Source organism: Colwellia psychrerythraea 34H, assembly GCF_000012325.1.
Taxonomy (GTDB): Bacteria; Pseudomonadota; Gammaproteobacteria; order Enterobacterales; family Alteromonadaceae; genus Colwellia; species Colwellia psychrerythraea_A.
Map to the genome: position 1 here is coordinate 182,371 of NC_003910.7, position 25,694 is coordinate 208,064.

Genomic DNA, 25,694 nt, shown 5'->3' on the forward strand with positions numbered 1-25,694 from the left:
CAAGGGTGCAGCTAACTAGTTAGCTACGAGTGCCGCGATTAGGAGTACTACCACGGTTTCCTTGTCTAGGGTTTGCACGACCGCCTTGTCTGTTAGCGCCTGTTCTAGGGCGGCGTTGACGAGGTTTAGGTCTTGGAAGGTCAGTCAATAAAGCATCATGGTCATACTTTGTTACTGGTAGATCATGGCCAATATAGGTTTCAATTTCTGGTAAATTAAAAACATATTGTTCACAAGCTAAGCTTATCGCATGACCAGTTTCACCAGCACGACCTGTACGACCTATACGGTGAACATAATCTTGGCAGTCATCAGGTAAATCATAGTTAAAAACATGCGTTACGCTAGGAATGTGTAAACCACGTGCAGCAACATCAGTTGCCACAAGAATATCTACTGTACCATCAGTAAATTCTTCTAATATTTTTAGACGTTTCTTTTGTGGCACATCGCCAGTTAACAAACCAACACGAATTTTATCGGCATTTAGATGATCAAAAACCTTTTCACAAACATGTTTAGTATTTGCAAAGACAATTGCCTTTTCTGGCCAATCTTCTTCAATTAGTGTTTGTAGTAAAGTCATTTTATCTTCGTTTGATGGATAAAATAGTTCTTCACTGATACGGCTATTAGTTTTTTGCTCTGGTTCTACTTCTACGCTGGTTGGATCGTTCATGTGGTCAAAGGCAAGCTCTTTAACACGGAATGATAAAGTTGCAGAGAACAACATGCTTAAACGTTCTGTTGCAGGAGGCATTTTATCAAACATATAACGTATATCTTTAATAAAACCTAAATCAAACATTCTGTCAGCTTCGTCAAGTACAATAACTTCGATATTTTTTAAGTTGTAAATACCTTGCTTCATGTAATCAATTAAACGACCACAAGTACCGATAAGAATATCAACACCAGCTTCTAGTTCTAAACGTTGACTTTCATAACCTTCGCCCCCATATACAACACCAAGGCGTAATCCGGTACTTTTCGCCATTTCAGTTGCATCACGGTGAATTTGTATTGCTAATTCACGTGTAGGAGCCATGATCAAGGCACGTGGTTGATTATGAGTAGGAGCTTCTTTTTGAAGCAAATGATGAAAAGTAGCGGCTAAAAAGGCAATGGTTTTACCTTCACCAGTTTGTGCTTGGCCAGCTAAATCAGTGCCTTGCAAAAGAACGGGTAAAGATTTCGCCTGAATAGACGTACAATAATCGAAGCCCATGGCTTCTAATCCGGTCACTACTTGCGGAGCAAGATTTAGGTCAGCGAATTTAGTTTCAGTTAAGTGTGTTTTTTTCATGGCGCTAGCTTAACAGTTTTGTTAGCAAAATAGTTGCTTAATAAATAATTAATTAGATTTATACCAAGTCTATTAAGTTATTTCACATTCAGTGAGAATTAAAAGGCTTAGAGGCAAGGCTTTGATTGAAGATAACGGCATGTGTTTGTTTGATTTAGAATAATTAGATCTACACAAACTTTATTTGTTCTAACTTCCCTGACATAGCTCTGCGCTGGAAACTAACTTATTAGAATGGGTATTACTGCTTAATTAATACCAATGTTACATAAAACAGTATTGGAAAAGCAGTGAATCACGGTATAATTACCACAAAGGCGTTTTCGCCATAACAAACGGAGAATATGATGAGCGATAAAATTGTTCAGCTAACTGATGATAGTTTTGAAGCAGATGTATTAAAAGCATCGGGTTTAGTATTAGTTGATTTTTGGGCTGAATGGTGTGGTCCTTGTAAAATGATTGCCCCAGTACTTGATGATATTGCCACAGAATACGATGGCAAAGTGACTGTTGGTAAATTAAACATAGATCAAAACTCAGCGACACCACCTAAATATGGTGTACGTGGTATTCCAACATTATTACTTTTTAAAGATGGTGAAATTGCTGACACTAAAGTGGGCGCACTATCGAAAACTCAATTAAAAGAGTTTTTAGATAAAAACTTGTAAATGTATAAATAAAAGCCTGATAACTGATAACTAAGTTATCAGGCTTTTTGTTTTCGCAGATAAAATATTTACTTACATTTTTATTCTGGCTTTACCTAATCAAATTTTAGTGCTAAATTTACCACCTGAGTACAAAATAACATCGCTTTATCTCTATTCTCATTATAAAAAATATTGAAAACACACTAGTGTCGGCAATCCCCAAGGCACCATCCCTTAAAATTGTTTAAGAAACCCCCTATGAACCTTACCGAACTGAAAGAAAAATCCATTAATGAATTGGTTGACCTTGCTGCGACAATGAAGCTTGAAAACCTTGCTAGAACACGTAAACAAGACATAATTTTTGCTATTTTAAAAGCACATGCGGAAGGCGATAATGATATTTTCGGCGGCGGTGTTTTAGAGATTTTACAAGATGGTTTTGGTTTCTTACGCTCGGCAGATTCCTCATACTTAGCTGGCCCTGATGATATTTATGTATCACCAAGCCAAATTCGTCGTTTTAGTATGCGAACGGGTGACACCATCCAAGGTAAAATTCGTTCTCCTAAAAAAGGTGAACGTTACTTTGCCCTATTAAAAGTGACTGAAGTTAACTTTGACCGACCTGAAAACACACGTAATAAGATTTTATTTGAAAACTTAACGCCTATTCATCCAACCGATCGTTTTTCATTGGCGCGTGGTAATGGTTCAACAGAAGATATTACCGCACGTATTTTAGATTTAGCCTCACCAATTGGTAAAGGGCAACGTGGTTTAATCGTTGCGCCACCAAAAGCCGGTAAAACTTTATTATTACAAAACATTGCTCAAAGTATTGCGCACAATAATCCTGACGCAGAGTTAATGGTATTGTTGATCGATGAACGTCCAGAAGAAGTTACAGAAATGCAACGCCTTGTAAAAGGTGAAGTTATTGCTTCAACGTTCGATGAACCAGCAAGTCGTCATGTACAAGTGGCTGAAATGGTAATCGAAAAAGCAAAACGTTTAGTTGAACACAAAAAAGACGTAGTTATTTTACTTGATTCAATTACCCGTTTAGCACGTGCTTATAACACGGTAATCCCATCGTCAGGTAAAATATTGACTGGTGGTGTTGATGCTAATGCTCTGCATCGTCCAAAGCGTTTCTTTGGTGCTGCACGTAACATTGAAGAAGGTGGTAGTTTAACTATTATCGCAACAGCACTTGTAGAAACTGGTTCTAAAATGGACGAAGTTATCTACGAAGAATTTAAAGGTACAGGTAATATGGAATTACACCTGTCTCGTAAAATTTCTGAAAAGCGAGTTTTCCCAGCTATTAACATTAATCGTAGTGGTACACGTCGTGAAGAACTTATTACTAAGCCAGATGAATTACAAAAAATGTGGATCTTACGTAAAATCGTTCATGAAATGGATGAAATAGGTGCGATTGAATTCCTAATCGACAAACTTGCAATGACCAAAACCAATGATGAGTTTTTTGATTCAATGAAGCGTAAATAATCGCGACATTAATTGCATAACTTTAATTGATGAAAACCAGTCTAATGACTGGTTTTTTTATTTAATCTTACCTCCAATTGGTAACTTACATGAAATATAGTGATTTAAGAGACTTTATTAGTCAGCTTGAAAAAATAGGCCAACTTAAACGAATTACTCAGCCTATATCTACTCATTTAACAATGACAGAGATCAGTGACAGAACACTGAGAGCAAAAGGACCTGCATTACTTTTTGAAAATGCAGTCAGTGAAAGTGGCGAACCATACAATATGCCAGTCCTAACCAACCTTTTTGGTACCCCTGACAGAGTTGCTTTAGCTATGGGGCAAAAGGATGTTGGTGCTTTACGTGATGTTGGCAAGTTATTAGCTATGTTAAAAGAGCCTGAACCACCAAAAGGTTTTCGTGATGCTTTAGGTAAAATACCTGTTTATAAGCAAGTATTGAATATGCCGGTGAAAGTGATTAAAAAACCATTATGTCAGCAAATTGTGCTTTCAGGTGATGACGTCGATTTGACCAAAATGCCGATACAAAGTTGTTGGCCTGGTGATGTAGCGCCACTAATAACTTGGGGACTGACTGTTACGAGAGGTCCACATAAAGAGCGCCAAAATCTCGGTATTTATCGTCAACAAGTGCTTAGTAAAAATAAAGTCATTATGCGTTGGTTATCACATCGTGGCGGTGCCCTTGATTTTCAAGAATTTAAAAAAGAAAATCCAGGTGAAAAATACCCTGTTTCCGTTGCTTTAGGTGCAGATCCTGCCACTATTTTAGGCGCAGTAACACCGGTACCAGATACGCTTTCTGAATATGCTTTTGCGGGTTTATTACGTGGAGCCAAAACTGAAGTGGCTAAATCAATAAGTAATGACTTAGAAGTTCCTGCCACAGCAGAGATTATTTTGGAAGGGTATTTAGATCCTGAAGAAATGGCACCAGAGGGACCTTATGGTGATCATACTGGTTATTACAATGAAGTAGATAACTTTCCTGTTATGACAGTAACTCATATCACTATGCGAAAAGATGCTATTTATCACAGCACCTATACCGGCAGACCGCCTGATGAACCAGCAATTTTAGGTGTTGCCCTTAATGAAGTATTTGTTCCTATTCTACAAAAGCAATTTCCTGAAATTCAAGACTTCTATTTACCGCCAGAAGGTTGCTCTTATCGTCTAGCTGTCGTGACGATTAAAAAGCAATATGCGGGTCATGCCAAGCGCGTAATGATGGGCGTATGGTCGTTTTTACGACAATTCATGTACACCAAGTTTGTGATAGTATGTGACGATGATATAAATGCCAGAGACTGGGAAGATGTGATATGGGCAATGACCACACGCATGGATCCGAGTCGTGATACTGTTTTGATAGAAAACACCCCAATTGATTATCTTGATTTTGCATCACCTGTGTCTGGTTTAGGTTCTAAAATGGGCATGGATGCAACCAACAAATGGCCTGGTGAAACAAATCGTGAGTGGGGCGAACCCATTGAGATGACGCAGGAAATAAAAAACCAAGTTGATGAACTTTGGGATGAATTAGATATTTTATAGCTCTAATATAAAGATTGCTGATGATACCTGTCATCATCAAAATACAGTTTTAGAGTGATCGAGCTATCTCAAATATCACTGAAATCCTGCATTTTGTTTGGTAACAGGTATATAATTAATTACACTAGCAATTTTAGCTTATTACCTCTTGGCACAATAAATTAGTTTGCTGACGAGAAATCACCAATAAAGTAGAAAAGGTTAAAAAATGAAAACAGTTAGTTGTCAAATACAGTCGTTATCATCGTTAACGCCTCATGTGTATAAAGTACTATTAAAACCTGATGAAAAGATTGATTTTATTGCTGGTCAATATTTGAACTTTATTATGAGTGATGAGGATAAACGTCCGTTTTCAATTGCTAGCTCACCAAATAGTGACTTAATTGAATTGCAAATAGGTGCTTTTGCTGCCGATAGTTATCCTATGCAGGTGATTGAGTGTATTAAGGCTAGCCATGCGAGTGGTGAGAAGGTAACAATTGAAATTCCTTTAGGTCATGCGCAATTACGCACTGAGAGTGAACGACCGTTATTACTACTTGCGGGTGGTACTGGATTTTCTTATATCAAATCGATGTTTGAGTATTTAGCAGAGCAAAAGTCGCAGCGTCACATCATGGTTTATTGGGGATTACGTGAAGAAAGCGCTGTGTATGAGCTTGAAAAAACTATTGCTACTATTGCCAAACTTCCTCATGCCAATTTTATTCCAGTTATTGAGAATATTAAAGAGAGTAACGAAAATCCTTGGCAAGGCAAAACAGGCTTAGTTCATCAAGCCGCTATGCATGATATTGTCGGTTTTGAACCCTATGATATTTATTTAGCAGGGCGTTTTGATATGGTCGGTGCTATTCGTAGTGACTTCGTTGAGCATGGCGCATTGTTAGAGCATATGTATGCAGATGCATTTGCTTTCATTTAACAGCAAAATTCAATAAAAAAGCACGTCAATGAGTTGTCATTGTCGTGCTTTTTTATATCTAAATTATAATATTTGTAAGAGTAACTCTTATGAAATAAATTACGTAAATCTATTAACCCTGTTTAAACCCAGTTTCAGTTAAACTTAGTTGGGCGATCGCAATAACGGCTTGCGTGCGATTACGAACGTCTAATTTTCTAAAAATAGCGGTAGCATGTGCTTTAATTGTTGCCTCAGATACATTTAAATCATAAGCAATTTGTTTGTTTAACATGCCTTGAGCGAACATCATTAATATACGATATTGCTGCTGAGTTAAACTGGCAACACGTTCAGCAATGTCCCCATCACTATTATCTCTTTGTTTTTGCTCAAAAGAAGCAGGTAACCAGGTATCTCCTGATAACACCGCAACAATAGCTGAATAAATGTCATCAACAGGCGTTGATTTTGGTACAAAACCAGCAGCACCATAAGACATTGCTTTGCTTATGGTGTCATGATCTTCATGAGCGGATACGATAACAACAGGAATTTGAGGAAAATGATTACGTACATGGATTAGGGTATTAAAGCCATGGGCGCCAGGAATATTTAAATCTAGTAACAGCAAGTCACTATCATTATTGTTAGTAAGTTGTTGCTCAAGCTCTTCAATTGTTTGCGCTTCAAGCCACACCGTATAAGTTAGCTTAGCTTTTAATGTCCCTAATAAAGCTTGTCTAAATAAGGGATGATCGTCAGCTATTATTATTTTTTCTGGCTGAATCATAACAAGTATCCTAAGGAGTGATTAATCCATTCTAACGGAAATAATTTTAATAACAAAGCATAGTTGTGAATAGTTAGTATAGGGTGCTAAAGGATAATAGGGTAATACTTCTTATTAACTTCTGTACCGTTAATAACGCTTAGAATTGTTGATCTTTAAGTCTTAAAATTTATTCAATTTAAAGCAGCATTATTAGGAGCATAGTACCGGCCGAATACTTGCTACTTCTTACTACGTAGTTACTCTATGTTGAAATAGTAAAATCATTCTAAATGAGCTTATAGGGCAGTATTTTTTTGAAATACATAAAGGTATCAAAAAATTCTTTTAATATGCTTAATGAAGCGAAATGAAGATATTAGAGCTGTACTAGCACGCTTGGAACGATATTTTGATATGGGGAGAACAGTAACAGTATTTTTGTGAGAGTTATTGATTAATGCTAAGTAAAATATAGTGCTAAAAAGAGCCCGTAAATTGCTTCGTTAAGCCAAATTAACTAGAAAATAAGAGGGTCGCCTCAACATTAGAAACTGATAGCCTAAACTAAAAGTTTCTAATTTAGTGGTATTTTATTTTTTTGGGATATTAGCTAATACAGCCACTAATAATTGCCAATATTGCTCAACAGTCGCAATTTCAATTTTTTCGTCTGGCGAATGGGGGAACTTAATCGTTGGTCCAATAGAAACCATATCCCAATGTGGATACGCTGTTTTGAATAAGCCACATTCTAAGCCTGCATGAATTACCATTACCGCAGGCACTTTATTAAATATGCTTTCGTATGTATCTCTAACAGTCTGCATGATGGCTGAATCTGTATTAGGTTTCCAACCAGGATAAGCGCCTGAGAAAACAACATTAGCACCGGCAAGTTCAAAAACAGATTGCACCATTCGTTGAGTTTCCAAGCGGCCATCGTCATGCAAGCTGCGTATTAATACCATGGCATTAAGCTTGCTGCCACGAGTATGAATTACGCCTAGGTTTAGTGATGTTTCTACAATGCCTTCAATATCATCACTCATTCGAATGACGCCATTAGGACAAGCATTCAGCGCACGTAGAATTGAAGCTTGTGTGGCTTTTGTCCAACACTGCTCAAAGTCTTCAGGTGAAATTAATAACATATCGATATCAGTTTCAATTGCACCTAAATTAGCACTAATAGTTGAGAGGTAATCTGCTAAGGCGACCTTTAACGCCTCGACTTTATCTTTTGCAACAACAAAACTAGCATTAGCTTCTCTAGGGATAGCATTACGTAAACTGCCACCATTTAGCTCAGTAAGGCTGATATCAAAATCAATGCTAGCACTTAATAAAAATCGTACTAATAACTTGTTAGCGTTTGCACGCCCAGTATGAATATCGACACCAGAATGCCCACCTTTTAGGCCAGAGATAGATAAGTTAAAAGCTTGGTAATTACTAGGAACATCTTCTAATGTTAGTGCGAAAGTAGCATTACCATCAATACCACCAGCACAGCCCATGTAAACCTCACCTTCTTGTTCTGAATCGGTGTTGATTAAGATATCACCATCAAGCCAGCCAGCTTCTAGGCCAAAAGCGCCAGTCATTCCGGCTTCTTCATCAATAGTTACTAGTACTTCTAACGGTCCATGTGGAATATCATCACTGGCTAAAATTGCTAATGCGGAGGCTAAGCCAACACCATTATCTGCACCTAATGTCGTTCCTTCAGCCGTTACCCAATCCCCAGAATCAATGACATAAGGTTTAATTGGGTCGGTTATAAAGTCATGGTCAGTGTCATTGTTTTTCTGTGGCACCATATCCATATGTGCTTGTAAAATAATGCCCTTACGGTCTTCCATGCCAGCGGTTGCTGGTTTTTTAATAAATAAATTGCCAACAGCATCTTCTTTAATGGCTAGGCCCAGTTCTTTCGCCCAATCTTGGATCCACAAGGATATCTTTTGCTCATGTTTAGACGGGTGTGGAATACTGCAAATTTTTTCAAATAATTGCCATAAGCTGGCAGGTTTTAACTGTGAGAGAGTACTCATAGGTTTCCTCAGGAAATTGTAGTTTTTGTTACTATAAACAGTATATACCTGTTACTAATCAAGATGCATATGTCAGAGTGTTTGAGCTAGTTCAATTGGAGGCACTTTGTAAATGATCGCTGCCGATCGTTAGCTGATGACAGTGTTATACCAAGTTGATTAAGTTATTTCCCACTCAGCGAGAATTAAAAGGCTGAAAGGTAAGGCATTGATTGAAGATAATGGTAATTCAGGAGAATATGCTCCTGCATTCTCTAATAAACTGCATCCATGCAGCGTCCTTGTCAAAACCAATAACGCAACATATAAGCCTTTTTAAACTCATCCTTTGGAAGCTCATTAGCAAACTGATAACGGCGTAAAATTAATTGAATATAGAATAACTATGTTCAACAAATTTTTCTTGTTCTAAGCTCGCTAATGTATCTCTGAGTAGGGAATAAATTTAATCAAATTGGTATTATTACTTGTTGGCCATTAAAAATTGCCATTGCTCATTAAAGTCAGTACTTGGCTTTTTACTGTAGCCGGATCGAACGTATTGACTGATTTTACCTTCAGCGAACGAGACTAATAGGCTAGCTAAAGCTGCTTCATTAATGGTAAATGTTTTACCTTCACGTAGTTTTCGTTCTCTTAATACTTGCTTAAATTGAGACTCTAGTTTTTCAAAAAACTGATGAACTCTGCCGCGTAACCGCTCATTCTCTCCCATTAGTGCATCACCTGCTAATATTCGGCACATTCCAGGGTTGCGCTCAGCAAAAACGACTAAAACATGCAATATGTGATGGCAACGTACTAACGCTTCTTTATGGTCCGCAAGAATCAAATTGATTCGTGAAAAAATAGACTCTTCGATAAAGTCGATTAAGCCTTCAAACATACGTGCTTTTGATGGGAAATGACGATACAGAGCCGCTTCTGAAAAACCAACTTCAGCAGCTAACTTTGCGGTAGTGATACGCTGCCCAGGACAGTTTTGTAACATTAACGCTAAGGATTCTAATATTTGGTGTTTACGGTTTGGCTTCAGGTTCTTATTTTGTGTGGCGACCATATAAAAATATTCTCTACTGTGATTGTTCTATCCATCAAGCTTATGTATCAACTTGTTCTAAAGGTAAATTTAATTACCTTATTTCTTGGCGTTTTTGGCTAAATAATGTTGATTGATTAATGAAACTAGCTGTTTAGCAACGATCTGCTTATTAGCTAGAGGAATTTCAATTTTATCAATAGCACTATAGAGGGTTAAAGCATTATCATCACTATTAAAACCTTGTCCTGCTTTAGCAACATCATTCGCAGCGATTAAATCTAAGTTTTTACGCATTAGTTTGCCGCGTGCATAGTGTTCAACGTTTTGTGTTTCTGCCGCAAAGCCAACGATAAAAGGTTTATTGGCTAAATTTGCTACATCAGCAACAATATCATGGTTCTTGATGAGCGAAATTTGCATGTGTTCGCTATCTTTTTTGATTTTCTCATCGGCAATATCAGCAACTCGATAATCAGCTACTGCTGCGCAGGCGACAAAGGTAGTAGCTTGCGGAACATAAATTAGCGCTTGTTGATGCATTTGTTCGGCACTAGTCACTTGGATCAGCTCACAACCTGCGGGAGCAGGTATATTTACGGGACCAGAAATTAACGTCACCTGAGCGCCAGCACGTAATGCGGCATGAGCAATGGCATAGCCCATTTTTCCTGAGCTATGATTCGATATATAACGCACCGGATCTATCGCCTCACGTGTTGGTCCAGCGGTAATCACCCAATGTTGGTCTTGCAAATACTTGTCGACAAAAAAATCGCTGCTAAGAGTAACTAATTCATTAACATCTAACATGCGGCCTAAACCTATATCACCACAAGCCTGTTCGCCAGCACCAGGGCCCCAAAGATGGAATCCCCACTGCTTTAATGTGCTGATGTTAACTTGTGTTGCTTTGGCATGCCACATTTGCTGATTCATTGCCGGGGCAATAGCAATTGGCGCACTGGTTGCTAAGCATAATGTTGAGAGTAAATCATTAGCCATACCTGCGGTAATACGAGCAATAATATCCGCAGTGGCTGGAGCGATAATAATTAAATCAGCCCATTTAGCCAACTCAATATGGCCCATGGCGAGTTCGGCTTGGCTATCTAATAAGCTATCAGAAACATGGTTGCCCGATACTGCTTGAAGCGTTAATGGCGTAATAAAGGCTTTTGCACCTTCGGTCATAACCACGCGTATATCCGCACCATGATCTTTAAGTCGACGCACTAATTCTGGTGTTTTGTAGGCAGCGATACCACCTGTAATACCCAGTACTATTTTTTTGTCCTGAAGAATTTGCATAAGCTGCTAATATTAAAGTAAACAATATGGTTAATAAGATAACATTTATTGCCTTTAGTTAGAAATAAGAGTTGTTAAATAATCAAGATTTACAAGTGAGAATAAATACAAAAATGTAAAGCAAGGATGCACTTATGTTAAAAGAATCAAGGTTCAAGGAATCAGCGTTAAATGAATCGCCTTTAAATCAAAACGCCTTAAAAAATTGGCCTGAAATGGAAAGGCCACGAGAGAAACTAGTCAGTTTAGGTTCATCAAGCTTAAGTGATGCTGAGTTGTTGGCTATATTTCTTCGCACAGGAGTTAGAGGTTGCAATGTGGTTGATCTTGCTAGGCAACTATTGAAGAGCTTCGGTAGTCTTGGTGCAATATTTGCGGCAAGCCAAGAAGATTTCTGTGCAAGGCATGGACTCGGAATGGCAAAGTATGTGCAATTACAAGCCTGTTTAGAAATGTCTAAACGTTATTTAGCAGAGAATATTAAAGACATAGATTGTTCATTAACTTCTTCACAAGCGACACGTGATTACTTACTCAGTGAGTTGCGCTTAGAAACTCGAGAAATATTTGCTGTGCTTTTTTTAGATATTATACCCGTAAAAACCTCATACTATTTTAATCTTCATTAGTAACATTTTTGTTACTTTTTGCCTTTATATATTAAGAATCCACCTACTTCACTATTGACTTCTACCCTTTCGTTATTAATATACCCCTATAACATGTACTATTATTACTAAATATGACTATTTCAATACAACCCATCAAGGTAAATGTTCTTGTTCGTATCGACAATACTGACAAGACCTATGAGCTGCCAGCAGTGTACGTACCAGGTGAAGGGTATTTAGGTTCTTTCCTTTGCTATATCGTGAAACACCGAACCAAAAGCAAGAGTTGGAAAGATAAAGCGATCCAGGCAATGATTCTTTTAATTGAGTACACATACGCAAATGAGGGGTGCTTTGATACTAAGCAGCAAATGTTTGAAGAGTTCACCAATAGCCTGCATGCAGGAACTATAAATAAAGATGGAGATGACAAAACAGGCCTTCGTTGGAGGCCATTATCAGTAGAAAATGCTAACGCTCTGAAAGGACATATTACTAAATTTAGTGACCACCTTTTCAAGGAAACAGGTGGTGAATCGGCGCTTTTAAACCCCATAAGAACAGCGACGGGTGCTGAGAAAATGGTTAATCTTGCTGCCTATCATCATAAAAAGAACGCGGTATTCTTAAGTCATTTATTCGATAAAAACAAGAATAATGATATAGACACCTCACGAAATGTGAGGAACAGGAAAGAATTTAGAACACCTCAGGTTGATCAGTCTGTCAATTTTTCTGAGGAGCATATCGACGCGTTACTTTGGGATGGCTTTATACAACCAGGCAGCACGTACCTATCTCCTGTACATGAGCGTTATAAGCTAGCCCCCTTACTAATCACCATGCTAATACATTACGGTGGCATACGTCCGTGCGAAGCTTTTCATCTCTATGCCGAGGATATTCATCTAGACCCATCAGAGCGTGTCGTGATCAGGGTATATCACCCAATACAAGGGCGTGCACCGGAGTATTATCGCGACCAACCAGGTAATAAAGGCGCTACCAGGATTGAATATCTAAATAAAAAATACGGTTTAGATGATAGATTTTCCGACTCTAGGAAGGCATACCATGCGGGGTGGAAAGAGCCAGCTTTAGCCGACAGCAAAGCTAAGTTTTTTTATGTCTATTTTGCCCCCACTGAAAAAGGAATTTTGTTTTACCAGTTGTTTAAGCAATACATGATTCACCAGCGAAAAGTCAGGAAGCTAGGAGGGCAAGACACAAAACACGCTCCAGAGGCGCACCCGTTTCTCTTCACAAATAGAAATGGCGACCCGCTATCAATGCGAAGCTTTGAAGATTTTCATAAAGAAGCGGTGAAAGCAATTGGGTTAGAGGCATTTCGTGCAAATGGCACTTCCCAATACTGCCACCGTCATGCATTTAAGAAGCGTCTTGAAGGAATGAGTGTACCAGAGGTACTTCGGATGGACTTGATGCACCATAAGAGTATTTATTCGCAAAATGAGTACGGTAAAGCAAGTAATCAAGAAATTTACGATAAGTTGTCTAATGCCAACGCACTAAGCAGTCATGAAACAGCCCTACTTTCCAACCTTAAAAACGCACAATAACAAAAGGATAGTTCAATGAGCAACCATCGGGATAAATTCTACATAACTTGGGAAGAAGCCTCTAAAGCAACCATCGTTTTGGATTGTGCTTATAAAAAAGACTACCTTGAAAAGTATAAAAGCGATCCCAAATTACCATCCAACCCTCAAAGAAGTTATCCTGAGTTCAAAGAGAAAGGGGGATGGTCTGCTTATTTAAGTACAGGTGATAAATTCTACAGAACGTGGGCAGAAGCCTCTAAAGCAGCCATTGCTTTGGGTTTCAATCGCTCCGGTCATTACTTCAACGGATATAAAAAAGACCCTAAATTGCACTCAGACCCATCCGTTCACTACCCCGACTTCTATAAAAAAGGTGGTTGGGCTGGCTTTTTGGGGAATCCAGTGCCTACTCCAAAACACGAAACTTGGGAAGAAGCTTCTGCTGCGGCTATAAAGTTAGGCATAACAAACACTCATGAGTACAAAGCGTTATATAAAAAAGACCCCCTACTGCCATCAGACCCTCAACGGAGCTATCAAGATGTATGGGATAAAAACGGGGGGTGGTCAGGCTTCTTTGGTAGGCAATTGGGCTCTATTGACACAAGTAAGATGCTCAAGGTGCTAGAAATAATCGATATAGAAGGCTATGCGGAAATAGACCATGTGAAGCTGCCGAAAGACCCGCTAAAAACATACGATTTGGAAACGTTTGAAGAACTATTGACGCTTAAAGTGTATGACTTGGCGCAAGTCAAAGCCTACTGCGAACGAAAAGGGTTCCAAGAGGTGGCTGAGTATAGAAAAGCTTCCAGTGACCAGCAGCACTTAAACAACGCCACACCTATAGGTATCAAAGGGTATGTTTCGGGCAAATCTATCATCAGTAAACTTACTAACTTTGAGCGAGCAACAAAAGAACACCCCGACTACTCCCAGTGGTTTGACATGGCTATTAAATTTGCACTTTTGGGTAAAAACATCCGAAAAAAGAAGGTGATACTCTTTAATTTTGTTATGGAATACTTAGTCGATTTGGAGCAACCGACACAGCCAGCAGCTTTCTTCGCAAGGAAGCATGCACCGCCACTTTTAACCAGTTTTATGGAAAAGCAGCCTAAGTTTGCACAATCTATAACTGGAATCAATATATTGAAGGACTTCATTGAAGACACATTTCATAGATGTTGCCAAGATGAAGACGATGATGGGATATCCGTGGTATTGCCAGGGTTTATTAACAAATGGTCTCGAATAATATCAACTGTTGAGCCAGTTAAGATAGACAGGCCGGATAAATCCGAAAAGTGGCCGTTAGCGATGAATTATATAGATCGTGCGGCTAAATTTCTCGTCCCTGACAGCGCCAAAACATTCCAAGATGTGATGCAACTGGAATGTGACTGGTTCATCGTCGATGAATCCATCATCGATAAGGATGATCTCAATTGCGTTTGGCGAACCAAGATGATCAACTCCGGATATGGCAAGAAAATGAGATATCAAATGTGGTCACCCGTTAGAACTCTTGCGTTGTTTGTACTCTTTAGTATGCCGCTCAGAGGCCAGCAGATTTGTTGGCTCGATTCTGGCGAAGCAGATACGGAAATTCCGATTATAAACGCACAAGACGAGGTCGTATGGGTTAAAAACGACCATCACCTTATCAACGACGTCAATAAACGCACTGAAAGACAGGGTTTCTTGAGGCGCTTTAAGGATGCGAAGAAGACAACCGTAACCAACGACAAGGGTATCGAAGAAACTCGGCGTGAGGATATTATCGGCTCTTACATCACAACCAATAAAACCAGTAAGGATGGAAAAGGCTATGAAGTGGCATATATGCCTATCCACCTCATTAAATGGATGATTAGATTGCGAGAGTGGCAATCAAAATATAACCCCATCGATAAATTAACCTCTTGGGAATCGGTAGCACTAATAAACGAAAAGAATAATAAAATACTGAAGGCAATGAAATCACAGGCGTTTTTATTCAGAGACCCAGACACATTGCACGCAGAAGATAAATGCCAACCTATTGGTCGAGATAAAGCTATGTCCAATACTTTTTCCTGGGTGTTATACCAAATACAGGATAAAGATATTCCGTTGGCATATCTTCCAGAAGGAAAAAGTGATTGTCAAATGAATAATTACAAGAGTGATTTCACGCCACATGGCATGCGTGTTTCGTTTATCAGCGCCTATATTCTTGATGCAAAACTGCCCATCTCAATTGTTGCCGCACTTGTTGGGCACGCTTCAATAGTAATGACGATTTATTACACAGTGACCACGAATCAAGATTATTATGAGATGCTCAGTGCTGGACACCAAGCCGCACTAACGGCAGCTCCTGCAAGGATTGCTGGCCTGATCAAGAATAAACAACTCAAGCTTTCTAGTAGTGACTTTTTCGATTCAAACGGACAGCCCGTTAAACCAATGTATGATAAAGCGCCTTACGCCGCACTCGGGTTTAAAGACTTCGGGATTTGCCCTGTTGCGTGCTCAAAGTGTCATGAGGGTGGGGATGAAGTCAAACCAGGTTTGAATGTCTTTGGCCCTGTACGCTCTGGCTACCTTGGCCCCTCAAATTGCTTTGTCTGTCGGTTTTTTATTACTGGCCCTGGTTATATTGGTGGGTTGAAGACTATGCTCGCAGAAGTGGGTTTAGAAGCCAAAGAGTCTGGTAAGCGTATGGAAAAATTTCGTGAAGAGAGAGAAGAGCTTGAATACTTGCAGTATCGCTCAAGAAAAGATGATTTACCCTTTGAACACGAGGCTAAGTTAAATAATATTTTAACGCTACATCAGCAGGAACAGGAAAAGTTTGATGCTTTATCTTATGATGCTTCAACAATTGCGATCATGGGCTATAGATGCAGTAAACTACTTCAAAATCAGTCAGAAAACGCTGAGAATAAAGGCCACCAATTAATCCTACAAGAAGGCAACCCTATGCTTGGTGTCAAGATAGATGAAGTTTCTGAGTTCGCTCACATGACAGAAATTTGTCAGAACGCTGAAATTTATGCTTGTGCCAACCCGAGTCGAGCGTTGCCTAAGCGCACGAAAATGCTTGATATGTTCGCATTGAACAATGGATTTTCACCTAAAATTTTCCTGTTATCAGATGAAGATCAACTTAAGGTGGGCAACCAAATAACCAGCATCATGTTGAATCGGCTCAACGGCTCATGGGATGATGCAGAAAGGTTGATGGATGGCACCGTAACGCTGAAGGATTTAGGACTTTCCGGAAAGGAAATAATGGAGCCAGTTACCTTAGCTTTGAACCATTGGACTCCCGAAGCACAGGTTCGAATTGAGGTGATTAATGTATAACGAAAAAATAGAGGATGTTATCAATAGTGTAAAGGCCGATGCATCATCGACCATATCGCAAAAAATTGATGTGCTTGTTGGAATATGTGAATCACAAATAGAGCGCGGCTCCAGTGATTTTTCAGTGACAATGATCGGCAAGTTATTCAAGAAACAGGGCGGGGTTGCGGCTCAAGCGATACGTAATAAAACGGGAGCGAAGTACAAAGCGGTTATTAGCGCATTTGAGAAGTATCACGGCATGCAACTAGCCGCGCTCAATAATGCGCCTAATAGTAACCTCCCCGATTGGGTAGTGAAAATTACTGATAGTAACGCACGCTGGTTAGTTAAAGACTTGATCGAAGAGAACGCACGCCTAACCAGGACGTTACAGGCACATAAAATACGGGATAAAGAGCATGCACAACTAGTTGATATGAGACCCAAGTTTAATGCTCCTACGCTAGTAACCAAGGCTCTTGATGACTTTGAGGTTAAGCTTTTGTCGGAATTCTTTAGCGAGGACAATCTGGAGCAATTAGGTTTGGCTCCTGACGAAAGAGGATGCTTGGTCGACAGCTCGGAAGGAAAACGGGCAATAACTCCACCTGGATTTATCGATATCATTAATAAATTATGTGGTTACGACAGTCAAGGCAACAGTTTGGCACTGAAAACCTCAGTAAAAAGGAATAAAAATGGTTGATAAAAAACTAAATGGAACTCAGCAAGCTAGAAAGGATGAGGCTGAGTTTAAGCACTGGGCTGATGCGTTTGAAACAGAGATAGACTTAAACCCTGAAAAAGTCGCGGCACGGGTTAAAGCTTTGCTGAATAAGGCCTCTGGCTGCTTACTCAGAAAGAGATTAGCAATAGAAGTAGGGTTTAAAGACTCTCAGCCATTTTCAAAGAATATCGTCATTAAAGGTCGGTTGACTAACTTGGAAGACAAGCTGCGCCCCAAATTTCTACCCGCTAAAAAGGATGTCCTCCCTCAAAAAAAACAACCCAAATGCAATAACCAAGATACTCCTGTAGGAACTATAAGCGATAAAGAAGCAGCGAAACTAACTCAACGCATACTTGAGCTTGAAAGTGAGAACAGAGCGCTTAAAGGTGACTATGGGCGCTTCAGTGAGGTTGCAGAAGTCTACCGCCGCTTGGGGGATATGAAATAATGAACGCAATACCAAATGTAACCATTAGGGTAACCAAAGTCCTGGCTACCTACAATAGCGGTAAAATGCGCTTCAGCGGAGTGCCCGTTTGTCCCAATACGCATCAAAAACTCAGTAAACGTGACTTTTACCTCATAACAGCCACACCAGAACAAGCTGTATTTGAACCAGAAATTGGGCAAGTTTGGAAAATTAATGGAGAAGCATACACAGAAGAAAAACCAAGTTATAAAAAGCATGGAGTAGACCTTTTTCACGAAATAAGAAGAGCAAAACAATGTGTTTGTGTGTTGCCTAAAACAGAAGATGCTTTTATTGCATTCATTAAAGAAATAGCTGCATTCAAAGGAGTGGGGGCAAAGTGGGCTAAAAAGCTATGGACTGAATTTAAGCTTGAAACTCTTAAACACATGGAGCATAGACGCGCTGCTACCCTTGAAACTGTTGTAACCCCAAATATTGCGAAATCGCTAATTAATGGCTATTCAAAGTACAGAAATTTAAAATACGCAACATGGCTAACGTCTAAAGAAATCCCCATTAAAATTCAAAAGATGATTTTCGAATTCCAGCCGATTTCAAATGAAATAAGAATCCACCAAAGCGGCTATAAATACGCAATTGACCCTCGCACTATAATTGAAGAAAATCCGTATATTCTAGCTAGCTCTTTTTCCATGGGATTTTTTGACGTTGATAAGTTAGTGCGCCGAAAGTTTGAACCAAACATACTCTCGGAAGACCCTAGAAGAATGATTGCAGCTGTGAGCGAAGCTATCCGATTATGTGTAAAAGGAGATTATGAAACAGGAGGCCATACAACCGTTCCATACAAAAAACTACTGAAAGCATTGACAGAAATTCTACAAGAAACAGAGCAACTTGCTTCGATTGATAAGTCATACACCAAGCCATTATTCACGATGGAAGAGCTAGCTATTACTGCGCTCCAGGCACATCAGAAAGATGCTTATGTTATCTACCCTGACGGTCAGTATCAGCTTACTCCAACCTACTTAATGGAGAATGTCATTGCGCTGCGCATGCTGAACATGAAGTCACAAATAGTGACCTTTGGTGAAGAAGAAAGTGAGGCATGTAAAAAAGCATTCGATCTTTCACCTTTCCCATTGCTGTCTAAGCAAAAAGAAGCGGTATTTACCGCTATTGAAAGCAGTATCAGCGCAATCATTGGGGGCGCAGGCACAGGTAAAACTACCGTTCTACATGCCGTTTTAACTGCATTTGAGGCGCTTGGGTATGTCTCAGATGCCAGCTTATGCCCAGATAAAACGACGACCAATCACAACATAAAAACAATGGCTTTAAGTTGTCGCGCAGCTAAACGTATGCGCGACTGCATCAATAAATCAAGCGATGGTTCTAGGCGAGAGCGACAAATAAGCGCAACCAGTATTGCCCAATTTATACATCAAACTGTCATTGAAGACGCAGAAGGTAAATACCTTGTAGTCATTGATGAAGCAAGCATGTTGGATGTTGCAACAATGTATAACATCATCACAAATATCCACCCAAACGTGCGAATTTTATTAGTTGGAGACCATTATCAATTACCTCCAATTGGTGGTGGAAACGTTTTGGCAGACGTGGTTAATTCGGGGGTTATCCCTACCGTAGAGCTTGATATTGTCAAACGACAAAAAGGGAACTCGGGAATCCCAGAATATTCTAAATTTGTGCGAGAAGGGACTGTACCACCTAAATTGTCAAGTGGCGCAGTCTACTTTCATGAGGTTGAGAGCGATTTTATAGCTGACAAATGCGCAAGCTTGTTTGCCCTTTCGCCCTTGGATAGCATGGTTGTTGGCTCTACCAATGCCGTGGTAAAAGAAGTGAATAAGTTTTGCCAAGACGAGGTAAATCCTGATGGAGAACGCTATGCAGAAGGTAAACACTCCGATTTCATAAAGATTGTACTTGGGGGGCTACGCCAAGGTGACTCTGTTTTGTTTAAAGAGAACATTTCGCTCGATGTGACGAACGGCTCCTTAGGTAAATTAGTCTCAGTCGAATGTAAAAAAGACACTTTTGGCCTTGTGGTAATGGATGATGATGACATTGAAGTTCGCCTAGAAGAAGAAATAATGCCAGCACTTATGCTTGGATACAGTATGACCGTTCACAAAGCGCAAGGGTCTCAATTCCCAATTGTCATCATCGCCTTGGCAGGGGGTTATATAGATAGATCATGGCTCTACACTGCAATAACTCGTGCCGAATGTGAGCTACACATAGTGAGTACAAAAAAGAAATTACTGACAGCAATTAATAAACCACCAAGTGCTTTGGGTCGAAGAACAAGGTTAAAAATGTTGCTACAAGAAGGGGCAGATCAAATTTAAGATTTGATAGTTCAAAACCACCATTTTGATAACAAAATCAAATTCAAGATTTGATAGATCAAAACACATATTTGAAAAGAGATAAATTATGGAAGTAAAGGAATTAAAAAATGTGTTTGACGCAGGTGGCCTCAAACACGCTGTCGTGTCCCCAGCCTTTGGAACAAAAGGATATGAGGTTATTTTAACGACAAGCAAGAATCAGAACGTGGTGCTTACTGCCCAACGGTCTGACAACCAACCTCGCGTCTTTAAATCGATAGATGCGGCTATATCCGTCACGACAAAAATAGGATTTAGAAGGGTACTCTTTCAGCTACCTAACTAGATTGCTTAACCCCCTAACAAAGCACGTAGCGGCAACAAACTGAGATGTCTATACATGAGGTTTATCGCAAGGCATACCGCTCTAAGATGCACGTAGTGCATGCAGCGAAGCGGGGATGTTTTTAATGCTAGCAAAACACTCTGTGGATGAACCTGCGTGCGCAGGTGCCCTCCAAAAAACGCCGCCCTCTACCGCGCCCTGCTAAACTTATCTTTTGTCTTGTGATGTTTATGTCGTATAACCCGAAAATCGATGCTGTACCTCGCTTTTAACTAATAACCCACTTACCTATACTGTACAAAACGGGCTCTATTAGCGTTAATTGTTGTTCTCGACAATTAACGCTTTTTCTTCCGTAATTGCCACAGTATAGTCTGACATTTTAATTATAACTATTAGATAGATTCACATTAGTTTTTGTATACATAAGGTAGACACTAATTTTTCACCTGAACAACATTGTCGAATAACTGTCCATCAACTTGATTTTTAACTATTCCTCTTGATATCAATATTTTCATCGATCTACGAACCGCACTATTACTCATATTAAGCTCTGTTGCCACTTTTTTGTGAATACCCTGTGGCCAAGGTTGAAGGGGCAAAGCCTTACTAACATTTTCAATGTCATTTTCAGTTAAAGTTGAAGACATATATTCATTACCTTCAGTATATTTTACTTCCCCATTTTCGAGCCTAATGGCAGTGACTTGTTTGTGACATTTCCCACAATTAACAACACTCCTACTTTTTACTTCAGTATCCAATTCGAAACTAATTTTCTCTCCACAATCGGAACAATGTGTCTCTTTTTTTTGCTTTACTTTTAAAGTAAGTAAAAAATCATCTTTTGCAGGCACAAAACTGGAAGAAATCAAACTATCACATGAACTACAATGTATTGTTTTAATACTATTTTTCATGCTTCTTTGTGAGAATTTCAATTTATTTTCACAGGATGGACACTCTTTAATTATCTCTTCTCTTCTTTTGCGCTTTCCCACAGATATGTGCGCGCCAGATACTCCAGCCATCAATAAGCGCATATCTTTTTTCATTGTTTCTATTTGTTGCTCTAAACGATCATCTTTATTATCTTCGTCTTTCTTAAGTGTTAAGCTCTCAAGCCTATAAGTTAATTGATTTAACCGCTCTTCCTTTTCTTCTTGAGCCTCTCTTCGCTCTTCGATTTCTTCATCGATGATTCCGTGCCAATCACTTAAAGAGGTATCATTAACACTTTTTAACATAGTGAGGCTATGAATCGCACTTTCAATTATTTTCTCCTTACCGATTAATGATTCTGTATCTAAATCATATTCGGCATCTAATTCAGATTCTAAATAAATCGACAATTTATTTATATTAAGAGACAGATTGTTAACTTTTTCAGCTGCTTTTAATGCAAATGTCTTAACCTTTTCATTGTGCATCTCTTTAACTTCTTCAATTGCTTTTATGTGCTGTGAATCACCATATATATTTGCTAATAACCAAGATGCAATTATTGAAAGAAAGGTAAGAAATAAACTGACTATAGAACTTTCTCTACTTGTCAGATCATCTGATGAAATAATAAAAATACAAACAACTACCCCAATGAAAAACCCAACAGTCAGAAGTATTTCAAATGTATTTTTTTTTGGTAATGAGAAAAAACCTTCTCTTTCGTCCATTATTAATTCCCTATAAATAAAATTCAGTACACGCTCATTCATTTTACATCAATTGTATTGTAAACATTAGTAAATATCGGGCAAAATATTTGAAGTTAATGCCCGCTTTGTTAAGGTTTTGTTAGATCGAGATATAGCTATGTTTGGTTTTGTTAGATCGAGATATAGCTATGTTTCGATCTCATCCTGAATTGCGCGGATAATCCGCGCCTAACAAATATCTGTATTCAGACCCTATCTCTTAAATATACAAAAAGTGAGATTTATCCTACAAAAACGACCAGTTTACATGTGAGTTTACTGATTTTTATTGTCCAACAAGCTGTCACACTCCACTAGGATAAATACAAGGCAGTGTCGGGGTTTTTTAGGTGATATGGGATTGTTATCTTTTTTGTAAACGTCTTAAAGGCCCATATTACAAGGGATTCCATATGTTTCCTCATGTATTATACGTCTCTGAAAATGTCGGGGAGATAACGCTATATTTATTACTTATTTGAGTTGAATACTGTGCGCAGCACTGTTAAAGGAGTATATCGACAACATGTGAGTTTACTGATTTTTATTGTCCAACAAGTTGTCACACTCCACTAGGATAAATACAAGGCAGTGTCGGGGTTTTTTAGGTGATATGGGATTGTTATCTTTTTTGTAAACGTCTTAAAGGCCCATATTACAAGGGATTCCATATGTTTCCTCATGTATTATACGTCTCTGAAAATGTCGGGGAGATAACGCTATATTTATTACTTATTTGAGTTGAATACTGTGCGCAGCACTGTTAAGGGAGTATATCGACAACATGTGAGTTTACTGATTTTTATTGTCCAACAAGCTGTCACACTCCACTAGGATAAATACAAGGCAGTGTCGGGGTTTTTTAGGTGATATGGGATTGTTATCTTTTTTGTAAACGTCTTAAAGGCCCATATTACAAGGGATTCCATATGTTTCCTCATGTATTATACGTCTCTGAAAATGTCGGGGAGATAACGCTATATTTATTACTTATTTGAGTTGAATACTGTGCGCAGCACTGTTAAAGGAGTATATCGACAACATGTGAGTTTACTGATTTTTAGCTGTTTGGAACTGTCTTTTGAATAGATTGAACACTGCTAATGCACACTTCTGCCACAAAATATTCCTTAAACCTCAACAAATAAAGATCGAGTAATCGTCTGTTAGAAAGGTCGCGTCCGTACCTATTTGTGGACTAATTTATGAAGATAAAAACGACATCGAAATAGACCTATTTTGCCATTACATCACTACACATACGCTCTGCCTTAATAGGTAGGTATCTGTCTTTTTTAGGTTAGTTAATCTAGTCTAATGATTGGACTAATAACAAGGAGGTAATTTATGGGTACAACCAAAAGCGCAATCAAAATTAGAAAAGGTGTAGCAGTCCCCCTCATTCTACTAACTATTCCTTTAACTATACTATTGTCTTGGGATGACGAGAAGCAAGAGCAAAAGTACAGGGAGAAGTTTAAAGGTGTATTACAGGAAATGGCTACTATCTGCACCAAGAAGCAAGAGGAGAGGTACATTCGAGGCAAGGATATCAATTGCACTATCGAACAACTAGTGACCCTTACACCTCAAAAAATAAATATCGAGTAAATCGTCTGCTTTAAAAGTCGCGCTCTGCCACAAAGCCGACATTATGCGGGAACTTGAATTGATGCGTTTAGATTAGATTTTGTATCGATAACGCCTAATTAACAGGCAAAAAATAGTTGGTTAAAATAAGCGACGAAGGAGCAAAAGCCAACTGTTTTTTGTCCTAGTTTAATTACTTGTTAGCTGTACTTTGCAACTTTTCTTGCTGTTTTAAAAACTCTTGTTCTTGAAGCCTTCGGTTTTCAACTTCTTGCTCTCTATCTTTGGAATTAAATGAATCAATCTTTAGCCTTTTGAATCCTGTTTTAAATACAGGTTCGAAAAGCTTACGAATATTTTCTAACTCTTTAAATATTGAGTATGTTGGATCTGTTGCTCCACCAAGAGTAGAAACACCTTTATAGTCATTAAAATCAATATCTAATGAGTTTATGTAAGGATTTCCCTCAGCATCTTCAAATTTTATAATAAGTCGTATTTTTTGTTCAAATAAATCAGCATCACCAACATCACGTTTAAGATCGCCGAACCCAAACAAAAAACTTTTAATTGATTGTCCAAGACCTAAGGAAGAACATCCATTTTCAAAAAGTGATAACTTACTAAAGATTGTTATTAGGTGATTATTTTCATCCGTTGCAACTGTTCCATCAATATTTTTAAACTCAAAATTAACATTTTGAGCAATCCCTTTGCCTAAGTTTTGTATAACAACATCCCAAAATGAGATACTTACCATAGATGGCTGAACATTTACGACAACATTTGGCCTCATTGACTCTTTTTTAATTTCATTTAGTTGCTCTATTTGAGCATTTCTCAAATGCCAAGTTTCTTTAGCTAGGATAAAAGTTAATACCGCAATTGAAACAGTAGCAATTGCTGCTACCCATGAAGACAATGAATCAGAAGTTAAAACAATTGAAGCATTTAATTCTGTACCAAAAATGATACCAGCGATAAAAATAATTGGGGCGACAACAACACCAGTTAAAACAACAAATGGTAATAACGTTCTTTCATTCTTACTATCAGATTTCACATAAACCTCCTTGTACAGCTAACGCCCACATTAAGGGGCAATAATATAGTTTGCTAAAATTGTGAAGCGAAGCGGAACGCAGCAAACTGTATTTTGTCCCGCTTTAATTGCTTATAAGCCAAAATGCACACCCAATGAATTTGCTGCTTTAAACGCCCCAAAGCAAAATAATCCATAGGACGATAACACAACAGCAATATTGAATGTATTAATGGAGTGACCAAGTTTCAACCAACCATTAGCAAATGACATCTGTGATAAATAAGTTGTACCTGTAGCTAAAGCTGCGCAAAGAACACCTAAACAAAAAATAAAAATTGAGCTAGTCAGACTGTTTGCAACTAATTCGGAGGTTGAGGTTTCCCAAATTTTACCTGTAAAAGCGAGAAGCGCTGCGGCAGCGCCACCATTAACAACCATACTTGATTTAAGAGCAGATTGACCGGCTGTAATTACCGATTTGAACATTTCAAGGGAATGGGCTGTTTCGTTATTTGCGTGTGCAATACTACGGTCATTTTCAGCTTTAAATTTAGCAAGCTGTGCTTCATGGTTTTGTGATTTATAATAAGTATCGTTTTCTACGTCCTTATCAAACAACATCAGATAGTTTTCCATAGCATCTATAGAAACTGTTGCATGCCCCTGAACTTTGGTTTGTTTGAGCGCTTGTCTTATTTCTTTGAGGACATCCGATGCTTTCATGTGATGCACATTTCCTTTGGTATATAACGCCGCAATAAGCGGAAAATATAGTTGGCTATAATTTTTTGAGGCACGAAAAAAAGCCAACTGTACTTTTTCCGTTTAATTGCCTTGTTAGGCG

19 protein-coding genes are annotated in these 25,694 nt (G+C 38.7%); 11 read left to right on the forward strand and 8 right to left on the reverse strand.

The window, feature by feature from the left end; all coding sequences use genetic code 11:
* Window positions 1-19 precede the first annotated feature (19 nt).
* Window positions 20-1,306, reverse strand: a complete 1,287-nt coding sequence (gene rhlB, locus CPS_RS00800) for an ATP-dependent RNA helicase RhlB (RefSeq protein ID WP_011041049.1) — start codon at window positions 1,304-1,306, stop codon at window positions 20-22.
* Window positions 1,307-1,653: 347 nt separating this feature from the next.
* Here rhlB and trxA point away from each other — a divergent pair, with 347 nt between their 5' ends.
* The 4 genes from trxA (at window position 1,654) to fre (ending at window position 5,979) form a co-directional block, all read left to right on the forward strand.
* Window positions 1,654-1,980, forward strand: a complete 327-nt coding sequence (gene trxA, locus CPS_RS00805; RefSeq protein WP_011041050.1) for a thioredoxin TrxA — start codon at window positions 1,654-1,656, stop codon at window positions 1,978-1,980.
* A gap of 240 nt (window positions 1,981-2,220) precedes the next feature.
* Window positions 2,221-3,480: a transcription termination factor Rho gene (gene rho, locus CPS_RS00810; protein ID WP_011041051.1), complete on the forward strand. Its 1,260-nt coding sequence runs from the start codon at window positions 2,221-2,223 to the stop codon at window positions 3,478-3,480.
* Window positions 3,481-3,569: 89 nt separating this feature from the next.
* A complete protein-coding gene (gene ubiD, locus CPS_RS00815) occupies window positions 3,570-5,051 on the forward strand; it encodes a 4-hydroxy-3-polyprenylbenzoate decarboxylase (RefSeq protein ID WP_041736529.1) in 1,482 nt (493 codons plus the stop codon).
* Window positions 5,052-5,259: 208 nt separating this feature from the next.
* Window positions 5,260-5,979 (forward strand): NAD(P)H-flavin reductase, encoded by a 720-nt coding sequence (gene fre / locus CPS_RS00820; RefSeq protein WP_011041053.1) that lies wholly within the window; start codon window positions 5,260-5,262, stop codon window positions 5,977-5,979.
* A gap of 112 nt (window positions 5,980-6,091) precedes the next feature.
* Here fre and CPS_RS00825 read toward each other — a convergent pair whose 3' ends face one another.
* The 4 genes from CPS_RS00825 to coaBC form a co-directional block, all read right to left on the reverse strand.
* Window positions 6,092-6,751 (reverse strand): response regulator transcription factor, encoded by a 660-nt coding sequence (locus tag CPS_RS00825; protein WP_011041054.1) that lies wholly within the window; start codon window positions 6,749-6,751, stop codon window positions 6,092-6,094.
* 572 nt (window positions 6,752-7,323) lie between these two features.
* Window positions 7,324-8,787 carry an aminoacyl-histidine dipeptidase gene (locus tag CPS_RS00830; RefSeq protein WP_011041055.1) on the reverse strand — a complete coding sequence of 488 codons (1,464 nt, stop codon included), beginning with the start codon at window positions 8,785-8,787 and terminating at the stop codon, window positions 7,324-7,326.
* Between the two features lie 463 nt (window positions 8,788-9,250).
* A complete protein-coding gene (gene slmA / locus CPS_RS00835; protein ID WP_011041056.1) occupies window positions 9,251-9,847 on the reverse strand; it encodes a nucleoid occlusion factor SlmA in 597 nt (198 codons plus the stop codon).
* A 78-nt stretch (window positions 9,848-9,925) separates the two neighbouring features.
* Entirely contained in the window at window positions 9,926-11,137 is a 1,212-nt protein-coding gene (coaBC, locus tag CPS_RS00840) for a bifunctional phosphopantothenoylcysteine decarboxylase/phosphopantothenate--cysteine ligase CoaBC (protein WP_011041057.1), read from the reverse strand.
* Window positions 11,138-11,271: 134 nt separating this feature from the next.
* Between coaBC and CPS_RS00845 the strand changes: the two genes are divergently transcribed.
* The 6 genes from CPS_RS00845 to CPS_RS00870 all read left to right on the forward strand — a co-directional run bounded on the left by CPS_RS00845 (window position 11,272) and on the right by CPS_RS00870 (window position 20,190).
* Window positions 11,272-11,766 carry a UPF0758 domain-containing protein gene (locus CPS_RS00845; RefSeq protein ID WP_011041058.1) on the forward strand — a complete coding sequence of 165 codons (495 nt, stop codon included), beginning with the start codon at window positions 11,272-11,274 and terminating at the stop codon, window positions 11,764-11,766.
* Window positions 11,767-11,879: 113 nt separating this feature from the next.
* Window positions 11,880-13,328: a gamma-mobile-trio recombinase GmtY gene (gene gmtY, locus CPS_RS00850; protein WP_011041059.1), complete on the forward strand. Its 1,449-nt coding sequence runs from the start codon at window positions 11,880-11,882 to the stop codon at window positions 13,326-13,328.
* A 15-nt stretch (window positions 13,329-13,343) separates the two neighbouring features.
* A complete protein-coding gene (locus CPS_RS00855; protein WP_011041060.1) occupies window positions 13,344-16,664 on the forward strand; it encodes a VPA1269 family protein in 3,321 nt (1,106 codons plus the stop codon).
* Window positions 16,657-17,352, forward strand: coding sequence for a gamma-mobile-trio protein GmtX (gene gmtX / locus CPS_RS22755; RefSeq protein ID WP_011041061.1), 696 nt, complete (start codon window positions 16,657-16,659; stop codon window positions 17,350-17,352). The genes CPS_RS00855 and gmtX overlap by 8 nt, the downstream gene beginning before the upstream one ends.
* Window positions 17,345-17,824 (forward strand): hypothetical protein, encoded by a 480-nt coding sequence (locus CPS_RS00865; RefSeq protein ID WP_011041062.1) that lies wholly within the window; start codon window positions 17,345-17,347, stop codon window positions 17,822-17,824. Before gmtX ends, CPS_RS00865 begins: the two co-directional genes overlap by 8 nt.
* Window positions 17,824-20,190 carry an ATP-dependent DNA helicase gene (locus tag CPS_RS00870; protein ID WP_011041063.1) on the forward strand — a complete coding sequence of 789 codons (2,367 nt, stop codon included), beginning with the start codon at window positions 17,824-17,826 and terminating at the stop codon, window positions 20,188-20,190. The genes CPS_RS00865 and CPS_RS00870 overlap by 1 nt, the downstream gene beginning before the upstream one ends.
* A gap of 765 nt (window positions 20,191-20,955) precedes the next feature.
* Here the strand turns inward: CPS_RS00870 and CPS_RS00880 are convergent.
* Complete coding sequence (locus CPS_RS00880; RefSeq protein ID WP_011041065.1) at window positions 20,956-22,194, reverse strand: hypothetical protein; 1,239 nt, start codon at window positions 22,192-22,194, stop codon at window positions 20,956-20,958.
* Window positions 22,195-23,562: 1,368 nt separating this feature from the next.
* On the opposite strand from CPS_RS00880, the gene CPS_RS00885 reads away from it, so the two are divergent.
* Window positions 23,563-23,826, forward strand: a complete 264-nt coding sequence (locus CPS_RS00885; protein ID WP_041736532.1) for a hypothetical protein — start codon at window positions 23,563-23,565, stop codon at window positions 23,824-23,826.
* A gap of 172 nt (window positions 23,827-23,998) precedes the next feature.
* Here CPS_RS00885 and CPS_RS00890 read toward each other — a convergent pair whose 3' ends face one another.
* Both CPS_RS00890 and CPS_RS00895 read right to left on the reverse strand, forming a co-directional pair.
* Window positions 23,999-24,868 (reverse strand): hypothetical protein, encoded by an 870-nt coding sequence (locus tag CPS_RS00890; RefSeq protein ID WP_011041066.1) that lies wholly within the window; start codon window positions 24,866-24,868, stop codon window positions 23,999-24,001.
* Between the two features lie 111 nt (window positions 24,869-24,979).
* Window positions 24,980-25,573, reverse strand: coding sequence for a hypothetical protein (locus tag CPS_RS00895; RefSeq protein ID WP_011041068.1), 594 nt, complete (start codon window positions 25,571-25,573; stop codon window positions 24,980-24,982).
* Window positions 25,574-25,694 lie beyond the last annotated feature (121 nt).